We start from the raw sequence: 11,259 nt of genomic DNA, 5'->3' as shown, positions 1-11,259 counted from the left end.
ATAGTTAGAAAGTGGAGGGAGATGGATGCTCAATGTTTATGGGCGAACATCATCACAATGTAGATGACAAGGGAAGAATGATTATCCCCTCCCGCTTCAGAGACGGGCTTGGAGAGACGTTTGTCATCACCAGAGGGATGGATGAATGCCTGTTTATCTATCCAATGGAAGAATGGGAGCGTCTGGAGAGTCGTTTGAAGTCCCTTCCTTTCACGAAAAAAGATGCCAGAGCCTTTACACGTTTCTTTTTCTCCGGAGCAGCAGAATGTGAACTGGATAAACAGGGGAGGGTGAGCATCCCTTCCACGCTGCGCCGTTATGCAGACATTCAAAAAGAGTGTGTGGTAATCGGCGTTTCCACGAGAGTGGAAGTCTGGAGCCGGGAGAAATGGGAAGTTTACTTTGAAGAGTCACGTGAATCATTCTCGGACATTGCAGAAAATATTGTAGATTTTGATTTTTAAATAAAGAACTGAATGTTTCATCAACCTGTGAAAAAAGGAGGGAGTTTTTGGGAACATTTCGTCATGACACTGTACTGCTTGAAGAAGCTGTGGACGGTCTTGCTGTGAAAACAAGCGGGGTTTATGCCGATTGCACGCTCGGCGCCGGCGGGCATAGTGAACGTATCGTATCCAGGCTTGGAGAACATGGACGTTTGTATGCTTTTGAACAGGATGCAACGGCTCTGCATCATGCAGCAGAAAGGCTTTCTCCTTATGAAGACCGCATCACATTTATCCATGATAATTTCAGCGGCCTTCCGACTGCGTTGGAAAAAGAAGGTGTCCATGGTGTGGACGGCATATTATTTGACCTTGGTGTTTCCTCCCCGCAGTTTGATGAGCCGGAAAGAGGATTCAGCTATCGCTTTGATGCCCCGTTGGACATGAGGATGGACAAACGTATCGAACGGACGGCCGGGGTCATCGTAAATGAATGGAGTTTTCAGAAACTGCATGAAATCATTGCCAGATACGGGGAAGAAAAGTATGCCAAACAGATTGCCCGTAAAATCGAAGAAAGACGGAAAAGGGCACCGATAAACACGACGTTTGAATTAAATGAATGTATTAAGGATGGCATTCCGGCACCGGCCCGGAGAACGGGCGGTCATCCTTCCAAACGGACCTTTCAGGCCCTGCGGATTGCGGTGAATGATGAACTCGACGTATTCGAGACAACACTTCGCCATGCATGTGACCTTCTGCACTCCGGAGGGAGATTATGCGTAATCACCTTTCACTCGCTGGAAGACAAAATCTGCAAAAGAATATTAAAAGAAAAGAGCACCATCCCGGATCTCCCGAAAGGCCTCCCGGTTGTCCCGGAAGGAATGGAACCGGAAATGGAAATGGTCACAAAAAAGCCGATCACCGCTGATGAAGAGGAACTAAAAGAGAACAACCGAGCCCATTCAGCTAAACTGCGGATTGCAGAAAAAAAGTAGAGGGGGGATTCTGTTGGATAATCTGGCCCGGAAGATGCAGAGACAGCAACAGACAGAAAGAACGGTACATAAAGAAATTAAGACTCATCATGTTCCAGGCAGAGTCACAAAAGGTGAAAAGGTTATTGTCATGGCTATGCTGGCAGCGTTTATTGCCGGCTGCCTGATTCTCGTTTCAAACTACGCCGGGATATACGTGCAGCAGCAGGAGATTGCTAACCTGAACCAGTCCATAAGCCAGCAGACAGAGACGAACCAAAGCCTGGAGCAGGAGGTATCCGAATTAAGTGCCCCTGAACGGATTATGCATTACGCCAAAGATGAACTCGGAATGGAACTGGACGACAAGCAGGTGCAGGTGATTCAGGGTTCAGGATCCTGATGGGATGCTTGTATGAAAAAGGGGGGAAGGCATGGAGCCTGCCTCCCTTATCGTGTGTACAAAACCGTGCCGTTGAAATGAAATGCCGATCAGCGTTTACCGCTGACGCCGGGATGAAAGTGGTGAAACAATGAACAATCAACGAAAAAGAATGGTGATGAGGGCTTTCATCCTGCTTGGAGGCGTTGTTGTTTTTTTTCTCGTATTCACAGGACGCATTGTTTACGTTCAGGTGAATAAAGAAGTTGGTGGAGAAAACCTCGCTCAGATGGCGGAATCACGCTGGACGACAAGCCAGACGTTGGAAGGAGAACGGGGCACCATCTACGACCGTGACGGGGAGCCGCTTGCCGAAGAAGTACAGTCTTATACGGCGTTTGCTGTTTTGGATGAAGAGTATGAGAAGCATGTAAAAAACGTAAATAAGACAGCGGAAAAGCTGGCGCCCTTGATTGGCCTGGAGACCGCAGAGCTTGAGAATATGCTGGAAAAAGGAAAAGAAGAAGAGAAATTTCAGATTGAACTTGGGTCGGATTCCAAGTATTTAAGCTTCTCAAAAAAACAGGAAATTGAGCAGCTTAATCTGGAAGGCATCCATTTCCGCGCAGAACCGAAACGCTATTACCCGAATCAAACATTTGCCTCTCACGTACTGGGCTACACCGAACGTAACATGAGTGAAGCCAAAATGGGACTGGAGCTGGAACTCGATGATGCATTAAGCTCTTCGGATGGATCAGTCTCCTATCAACAGAACCGTAAAGGTATTCCGTTGTGGAATATGGAAGAAACAGTGAAAGAACCCAGAGATGGGGAAGATGTTCACCTGACGATTGATTCCAATATTCAGACCGTACTGGAACAGGCCATGAGCAAGGTAAATGAAAAATACAATCCAAATAAAATGACAGCTGTCGTTGCCAACGCTGAAACAGGAGAAATACTCGGCATGGGGAACCGCCCCAGTTTCAATCCGAATCAGTATGAGTCCATCACCAATTACACCAATTACGCTGTCTCCGACCGGTTTGAACCAGGATCCACGATGAAAATGTTCACTCTTGCCGCAGCACTGGAAGAAGGCGTTTATAACGGCAGTGAAACGTATCAATCCGGCACCTATAGTGTCGCTTCGGAAACCATTAATGATCACAACAACGGGGAAGGATGGGGAACCATCACGTATGATGAAGGATTCCGGCGTTCTTCCAACGTGGCGTTTGCCAAAGTGGCACTCGAAAAACTCGGACCTGAAACATTTTTTCAGTATATGAACGACTTTGGTTTTTCCGAGCCTACAGGTATTGACCTGCCGAATGAAGCGGACAGTCTACTGGCAGAACCCAATAAACTCAATACCGCCATCACTGGGTTTGGACAGTCCAGTTCCGTAACACCCATTCAACAGGTTCAGGCAGCGACTGCCATTGCCAACGATGGCACGATGATGAAACCTTTTGTGGTGAAGAGCATGTATAATCAGGAAAAGGAAGAGTATTCCCATGAAGCTGTGCTGGAAGCCGCCGGTACTCCGATCAGCGAATCGACCGCGGCGAAGGTGAGAAAACGGATGAGACAGGTGGTTGCTTCCGAAGAAGGAACAGGGCAGCCGTTCCAGATCGACGGTATTAATGTTGCAGGAAAAACCGGCACCGCCCAGATTAACGATCCTGACAATCCCGGCTATTTAAGTGGTCCGGATGAAAACATCTTTTCTTTTATAGGCATGGCCCCTGCAGATGACCCGAGTATTATCGTGTACGTATCTGTAGACCGTCCGGAGCTTGAACCGACAGAGGCAGGTTCGGCTCCTGTGTCCCAGATATTCAATCCTGTCATGAAACAGAGTTTGTCTTATCTGAACTTGACACCGGATGATGTGGAAGAAGAAAAGGTGTATGAAGAAGACGGAATGAAGGCGGAACGTTACAGCGGGGAATCGGTGGATAATGCGGCATCCGGTCTGAAACAGAATGGTTTGAAGCCTGTCATTATTGGAAACAAAAATACGGTCAAGAGTCAGTACCCCGCACAGGGTGAACCACTTATTATAGGCGATAAAGTGTTTTTGCAGACAGAAGGCAAAGCAGAAATGCCTGATATAAGCGGCTGGTCCCTGCGGGACGTGAAGCGGCTCAGTATGCTGACGGGCCTGGAACTTGATCACATTGGATCCGGTTATGTAACCCAGCAGAGCATAGAACCGGGAGCAGACATTCAGGACGGAGGCTATTTAACCGTGGAGCTGAAAAAAGACCCAGATCAGGAAGAAAGCGAAAACAGCGGAGAAGAAGAGCAGCAGCAGAGGGAATGAGACAGACATGCTGTTCTGAGAGCCGGTGAACCAACATAAGGTGATAGTACATATCACAATGTTATGGTGGTGGATCGGACATGCGCGTATCGTTTGTTACAGTAAGAAAACGTCTTTTCTTTATACTTGCAGCCGGGGCAGCGGCAGTCGTTATTCTTTTGCTTAGGCTTGCTTTTGTACAGTTTTCGATGGGAGAGCGTCTCACGGAGTTTGCGCAGGATTCCTGGAGCAGGGACATCCCGTTTGAAGCAGAGCGCGGAGATATCCTTGACCGTAACAAAGAGGTGCTTGCGGGCAATATCAGCGCGCCTTCTGTGCTGGCAGCCCCGAGGCAGATAGTAAAGCCAAAAGAGGCCGCCGCCCGTCTGGCAGAAGTGCTTGATGCGCCGGAAGATAAAGTCTATGACTGGCTGACCAAAAATCAGTCGCTCGTACGTCTTTCTCCTGAAGGCCGCAAAATCAGCATGGAAAAAGCGTCGGAGGTTCGCGGACTCGGTATCGAAGGTATTTATATTGCAGAAGACAGCCGCCGCCATTATCCCAAAGGGTCTTACCTATCCCATGTTCTCGGATTTGCCGGTATTGACAATCAGGGGCTGACCGGACTGGAGCAGTATTATGATGAGAACCTGAGCGGTGAACCGGGAAACGTTTCCTTTTTTTCGGATGCGAAAGGGAGGAAACTAAAAGATATGGCGGAAGTCTATGAAAAACCGAAGCCGGGAAAAGATTTGATGCTTACCATTGATGCTGATGTCCAGTCGATTATCGAACGGGAGCTTGATGCAGCCGAAGCTGTCTATCAACCGGATGGCGCTCTTGCTATTGCAATGGACCCGGACTCCGGTGAAATCCTCGGTATGAGCAGCAGACCCGACTATAACCCGGAGGAGTTCAGGGACGTGCCTGCTGAAGTTTATAACCAGAATAAGCCGGTTTGGTCCCAATATGAACCTGGTTCAACTTTTAAAATTATAACACTGGCCGCTGCGCTGGAAGAAAATAAGGTGGATTTACAGAATGACCATTTCCATGATCCGGGATACATCGAAGTAAGTGGTACAAAACTTCACTGCTGGAAAAAAGGCGGACACGGGGAGCAGACATATCTTGAAGTCGTGCAGAACTCCTGTAACCCGGGATTTGTAGCCATGGGTGAGAAACTCGGAAAAGACGTTTTATTTGATTACATTGACCGCTTTGGTTTTGGGAAAGAGACGGGCATCGATCTGCAGGGAGAAGGAACAGGCATCCTGTTTAACCGTGAAAACGTCGGGCCGCTCGAGCTGGCCACCACATCATTCGGTCAGGGAGTCTCGGTTACTCCGATACAACAGGTTACTGCGGTGGCGGCTGCGGTTAACGGAGGGGATCTTTACCGGCCGTATATCGGAAAAGAATGGCTGGATCCCGAATCCGGAAAAGTCATTTCTACCAGGACACCCGAAATGAAAGAACAGGTTATTTCCGAGGAAACATCTCAAAAAGTCCGCAATGCGCTTGAACATGTGGTAGCGAAGGGGACGGGGCGCGGAGCTTTCGTCGATGGTTATCGTATAGGTGGAAAAACCGGCACGGCTCAAAAAGCGGTGGATGGAAAATACCTTGAGAATAACCACATCGTGTCTTTTATTGGCTTTGCTCCGGCAGACGACCCTGAAATCGTTGTTTATACAGCCATCGACAATCCTAAAGACACGCTTCAGTTCGGAGGAGTTGTAGCGGCCCCTATTGTCGGCACCATTATATCAGACAGTTTATCTGTCATGGGAGTGGAAAAACGGTCGGATCAGATTGAAAAAGAGAAGCAGTGGGACGATGAAACGCTCGTCGAAACACCGGATGTGACCGGCAAATCATTAAAAGAACTGCACGAGGCGTATTATCCTTTCCGGATTGAAAAAGAAGGAGAGGGAACCACCGTTGCGGCGCAGTCACCGCAGCCGGGAGAAAAAATCAAAGAAGGTGGCGTTATCCGGCTTTATCTGGATGACAAATCGACATCTTCCGATTAGAATAGATAAAGTGCATAAATGCACGAATAAATAAAGCTTGAATATTGCTTCAGGAGAGAATTCGAAAATGAAAACATTACACAACTTGATATCTTATCTTCCAGTAAAACAACAGAATACGATGGATAATCCCGGCATTTATTCGCTGCACATGGACTCACGCACCGTGGAGCCTGCGGGCTTATTTTTTTGCATACGAGGTTATACGGTCGACGGCCACGATTTCGCAGAAGAAGCAGCTGCAAGAGGTGCGGCGGCTGTTATCACCGAAGAAAAACTGAATCTGGACGTTGTGCAGGTCGTCGTTCCGGATACGAAACGGGCCATGGCCGTTCTGGCCGCCGTTTATTATAACCACCCGACCAGGTCTTTTTGCCTTGTTGGAGTGACAGGAACCAATGGGAAGACGACAACCACCCATTTTATTGAGCAGATCTTTCAAAAAGCAGGCCGACAAACGGGTCTGATCGGCACGATGTATACAAAAATCGGCACCGGCGTTACAGAAACGAGTAATACCACTCCGGAATCCCTCGTTCTGCAGCAGACGTTTCATCAAATGGCGGAAGCAGGAGTCGACGTCTGTACGATGGAAGTATCCTCCCATGCTCTGGATCTAGGCCGCGTCAGAGGATCTGCATTCAATACAGCTGTTTTCACCAATCTGACCGCAGAGCACCTGGATTACCATAAAACGATGGAAGCATATAAACAGTCCAAGGGTCTCTTGTTTTCCCAACTTGGCAATACTTATGATGGAGAAAGGCAGACAGCGGTTCTGAACGCGGATGACGCAGCTGCTGAGGACTATAAAAAAATGACGGCGGCTCCGGTTCTGACATACGGGATAGACACGCCGGCTGATATCCAGGCCGGGAATCCGGTGATGTCGGCAGGCGGGACGTCATTTCAATTGAAAACCCCGCTTGGGAGTACAGACGTCCATTTTCCGATCGCCGGAAGGTTCAGTATATATAATGCGCTTGCCGCCGCTGCTGCCTGTATGGCTGAAGGTGTACATCCCGAGATCATTGCTGAAGCCTTGTCAGAGATAAAGGGTGTGCCGGGCAGGTTTGAACCCGTGGATGCCGGACAGCCATTTGCTGTCGTTGTTGATTACGCCCACACTCCCGACAGCCTTGAAAATATCCTCCAGACAGCATCGGAAATGACCGAAAAAACGATGTATGTCATCGTCGGCTGCGGGGGGGACCGTGATACGGCCAAACGGCCGGAAATGGGACGAATCGCCGCTTCGCTGGCGGATTATGCCGTATTTACTTCCGACAATCCGCGTTCGGAAAATCCGGATACCATTTTAAAGCAGATGGCAGCAGGTGCGCCGGAAAGGGACAATGTCTCCATTATTCCCGACCGAAGGGAAGCAATTGAATGGGTGATTCAACAGGCTGAGCCCGAAGATGTTGTCATTATTGCCGGGAAAGGGCATGAAACCTACCAGGTTACCGGCGAAGACGTTCTTGATTTTGACGACCGCCTCGAGGCGGAAAAAGCCGTTCATAAGTGGAACAGGAAAGGGGGCAGGTAAATATGGTTGCTGCTATTACCGCCGGTCTTATTACGGCATTTCTACTGACAGTAATCTTTTCGCCGCTTACCATCCCCCTCCTGAAACGACTGAAGTTCGGGCAGAGCATCAGGACGGAAGGGCCGGAGAGCCACATGAAAAAAGGCGGCACTCCTACAATGGGCGGGATCATGATTTTAATGTCGGTTCTCGCTGCGTCCATTCTCATCCAGGGTATCGTTCTATCCTGGTCAACCAATACGTTTCTTCTTCTTTTGGTGACAATCGGGTTTGGAATGGTAGGCTTCATCGATGATTATATAAAAATAACAAAAAAACGCAATCTGGGATTAACCTCACGCCAGAAACTGGCAGGACAGATTCTGATTGCCGTCATTTTTTTCAGTGTGTTAAACGATAGTTCTTTCAGCACAGACATTGCCGTTCCGGGTACATCCTGGTCTTTTGAAGCCGGGTGGTTCTACTTTCTGCTCGTTGTTGTTATGCTTGTCGGTTCTTCCAATGCTGTAAACCTGACAGATGGACTGGATGGACTGCTGGCCGGCACAGGGGCTGTGGCATTTGGAGCATTTGCTGTTCTGGCCTGGCATGCTGAAATGGCTGATGCTGCAGTATTTGCTGCAACGGCAGCCGGTGCGGTACTCGGCTTTCTCGTATTCAACGCCCATCCTGCCAAAGTATTCATGGGAGATACCGGATCTCTTGCGCTCGGAGGCGGTCTGGCTGCGCTGGCCATTATTACAAAAATGGAATTGCTGCTTGTGATTATCGGATTTGTTTTTGTTATGGAAACTCTGTCCGTTATCCTGCAGGTATTTTTCTACAAATGGAAGGGAACAAGGCTGTTTAAAATGAGCCCCCTTCACCATCATTTTGAATTATCCGGATGGTCCGAATGGCGCGTTGTCGTCACCTTTTGGACGGCCGCAGCTGTGTGTGCGGTGGCCGGTATTTATATTGAGGTGTGGATATGAGAAATACACAATGGTTTAAAGGTAAAAAAGTACTGGTCATAGGGCTTGCTAAAAGCGGCATGGCTGCTGCAAGGCTTTTACATGAGATGGGGGCAGTGGTTACTGTCAATGAAGCAAAGGATATGACAGGCACGAAGGAAAAATCGGTACTGGAAGATATGGGGGTCCGTGTTATGTCAGGGAGTCACCCCTTACATATTGTGGATGAAGGTATCGAGTATGTCGTGAAAAATCCAGGTATCCGTTATGATACCCCGATTATCCGCCGTGCTGTCGACAAAGGACTGCCTGTTGTGACAGAAATTGAACTGGCCGGTATGGTCTGCGGAGGCAGCATCGCTGCTGTTACCGGCTCTAATGGAAAGACAACGACGACGACACTGATTCATGAGATGCTTCTGGAAAGCAGTGTTCCATCTTATGCAGCCGGTAATATTGGGCGGGTTGCCTGTGAGACAGCGGCGGTTGTCCAGCCGGGGGAAGTGATGGTGACGGAAGTATCCAGTTTTCAGTTAAAAGGTACCGAAGAATTTCACCCCCGGACAGCAGTGCTTTTGAATATCGTGGATGCCCACCTAGATTACCACGGGACCAGAGACGATTATCAGCAGTCCAAAGCAAAGATTTTTGCGAATCTAGAAGCGTCGGATGCAGCCGTTTATAATGCGGAAGACCCTGTGGCAGCCTCTATAGCAGAGCAGTCAGATGCCGCTCTTGTACCGTTTTCTGTCAATGGATGGTCCACTGAGGGGGCCTTTATCCGGGATGGCTGGTACTGGTTTTGTGATACTGCGATTCTTTCTGCGGACGAAGCAGCGCTGCCGGGTCGTCATAACCAGGAAAATATGCTGGCAGCCATCGCCTGCGCCATACTTAACGGCGCGGAACCAGACGCTGTACGAACGACTCTTCGTCGTTTTCAGGGAGTGGAACACCGGCTGCAGTTTGTAGGCAGTATTCATAACAGGGACATATACAACGATTCCAAGTCCACCAATATATTATCCGCTGAAAAAGCAGTGGCAGCGTTTGAAGCTCCGGTTGTTTTACTCGCCGGAGGGCTGGACCGGGGCAATTCATTTGATGAACTCATCCCTTCCCTGCAGAAGACAAAAGCCGCTGTATTTTACGGTGAAAGCAGGGAGAAACTGGCGGAGGCGGCCCGGAAAGCGGGACTGGAATCGTGGCAGTTTGCCGATACTCTGGCAGAAGCGGTGGACAAAGGGTTTCAGCTGACCGATGAAAAAGATGTTTTTCTCCTTTCTCCGGCATGCGCGAGCTGGGATCAGTTTCAAACATTTGAAGAACGAGGAGATACGTTTATAAAAGCCGTTCAATCGGTGCAGATCCCCCGGTAATTTGAAAAAAACCTTTTACGTAGAGTGCTGCACGTTGAGAAGGCATGTTCCATTTCACCCGGCATATAAATAGTGGAAAAAGACTTTTCCATGTAAAGAGGTGGCCGTTGTGAAAAAACATGTGCAGCCCGTCGATAAAATACTGCTTTGTTCCCTTTGTTGTTTGTTAATCATAGGATTATTTATGGTCTACAGCGCAGGAACGGTGGTCGGGGAAGACGCCAGGCAGGATCCTTACTATTTTCTGAAGCGCCAATTTCTGTTTACGGCGGCCGGTCTGGCGGCCATGGCGGTACTGAGCCGGACGGATTACAGAGTGTGGCAGCGCTGGTCCCCTGTGCTGTTACTCAGTTGTTACCTGCTGCTGGTGCTTGTTCTTATACCTGGTATTGGAATGGTCCGGGGGGGCGCGAGAAGCTGGATAGGTGTAGGCGCTTTTTCGATCCAGCCGTCTGAATTTATGAAGCTTGGAATGATTATATACCTCGCTTTCTACTTAACGCGCCATCAAAAGCGGATAACGTCCTTTGGAAAGGGAATGCTTCCGGTACTCACCCTTATTTTTGCGGCGTTTGGTCTGATTATGATGCAGCCGGACCTTGGTACCGGTGCTGTTATGACGGGGACATGCTTTGTGCTGCTGTTTGCAGCCGGAGCGAGAATCAGGCATTTTTTTATACTGGGCGGTGCCGGGATTATCGGTCTGGCGGGATTGATTGTTTCGGCTCCTTATCGTCTGCAGCGGATTACGTCATTTCTGGATCCCTGGTCAGACCCGCTTGGGGCAGGATTTCAGATTATCCAGTCCCTGTACGCTGTGGGTCCCGGCGGATTATTTGGACTTGGGTTTGGCGGAAGCCGGCAGAAACACTATTACCTGCCGGAACCGCAGACCGATTTCATTTTTGCTATTCTGGCTGAAGAAACAGGATTCATCGGAGCTGGATTTGTACTTGTGTTATTCGGAGTGTTTTTGTGGAGAGGACTTGCCGCCGCGATGACCGTGCCGGATATGTTTGGGGCACTGCTTGCATCCGGGATCTGCGGTATGATTTTTATACAGGTGCTGATCAATGTGGGTGTTGTCACCGGTTTGTTTCCGGTTACGGGCATTACACTGCCATTTCTTAGTTACGGAGGGTCTTCGCTCACTCTTTTATTGGCGGCAGCCGGCATTCTGCTGAACATCACAAAGCACCGAACAACTTATGATTAAA

Annotated in this window: 9 protein-coding genes; all 9 read left to right on the top strand. The window is 49.0% G+C overall.

The features are described 5' to 3' along the window. Positions 1 to 32 precede the first annotated feature (32 nt). Positions 33 to 464: a division/cell wall cluster transcriptional repressor MraZ gene (gene mraZ, locus ACFSUB_RS05435; RefSeq protein ID WP_380712171.1), complete on the top strand. Its 432-nt coding sequence runs from the start codon at positions 33 to 35 to the stop codon at positions 462 to 464. A gap of 47 nt (positions 465 to 511) precedes the next feature. Beyond that, positions 512 to 1,450, top strand: coding sequence for a 16S rRNA (cytosine(1402)-N(4))-methyltransferase RsmH (rsmH, locus tag ACFSUB_RS05430; protein WP_380712170.1), 939 nt, complete (start codon positions 512 to 514; stop codon positions 1,448 to 1,450). 13 nt (positions 1,451 to 1,463) lie between these two features. Next, positions 1,464 to 1,832, top strand: coding sequence for a cell division protein FtsL (gene ftsL, locus ACFSUB_RS05425; RefSeq protein ID WP_380712169.1), 369 nt, complete (start codon positions 1,464 to 1,466; stop codon positions 1,830 to 1,832). A gap of 130 nt (positions 1,833 to 1,962) precedes the next feature. Next, positions 1,963 to 4,146, top strand: coding sequence for a penicillin-binding protein (locus ACFSUB_RS05420; protein WP_380712168.1), 2,184 nt, complete (start codon positions 1,963 to 1,965; stop codon positions 4,144 to 4,146). Between the two features lie 80 nt (positions 4,147 to 4,226). Further along, on the top strand, positions 4,227 to 6,161 hold the full coding sequence (locus ACFSUB_RS05415; RefSeq protein WP_380712166.1) for a stage V sporulation protein D: 1,935 nt from the start codon (positions 4,227 to 4,229) through the stop codon (positions 6,159 to 6,161). A 67-nt stretch (positions 6,162 to 6,228) separates the two neighbouring features. Continuing rightward, complete coding sequence (locus tag ACFSUB_RS05410) at positions 6,229 to 7,710, top strand: UDP-N-acetylmuramoyl-L-alanyl-D-glutamate--2,6-diaminopimelate ligase (protein ID WP_380712165.1); 1,482 nt, start codon at positions 6,229 to 6,231, stop codon at positions 7,708 to 7,710. Positions 7,711 to 7,712: 2 nt separating this feature from the next. Continuing rightward, the gene (gene mraY / locus ACFSUB_RS05405) at positions 7,713 to 8,684 is read left to right on the top strand and encodes a phospho-N-acetylmuramoyl-pentapeptide-transferase (protein WP_380712163.1); all 972 of its coding nucleotides are present in this window, start codon (positions 7,713 to 7,715) and stop codon (positions 8,682 to 8,684) included. After that, entirely contained in the window at positions 8,681 to 10,042 is a 1,362-nt protein-coding gene (gene murD, locus ACFSUB_RS05400; RefSeq protein WP_380712162.1) for a UDP-N-acetylmuramoyl-L-alanine--D-glutamate ligase, read from the top strand. Before mraY ends, murD begins: the two co-directional genes overlap by 4 nt. Before the next feature lie 109 nt (positions 10,043 to 10,151). Further along, on the top strand, positions 10,152 to 11,258 hold the full coding sequence (gene spoVE, locus ACFSUB_RS05395; RefSeq protein ID WP_380712160.1) for a stage V sporulation protein E: 1,107 nt from the start codon (positions 10,152 to 10,154) through the stop codon (positions 11,256 to 11,258). Position 11,259 lies beyond the last annotated feature (1 nt).

This window comes from Salibacterium lacus (assembly GCF_042684865.1).
GTDB lineage: Bacteria > Bacillota > Bacilli > Bacillales > Marinococcaceae > Salibacterium > Salibacterium lacus.
This window is presented reverse-complemented; position numbering and strand designations above follow the sequence as displayed.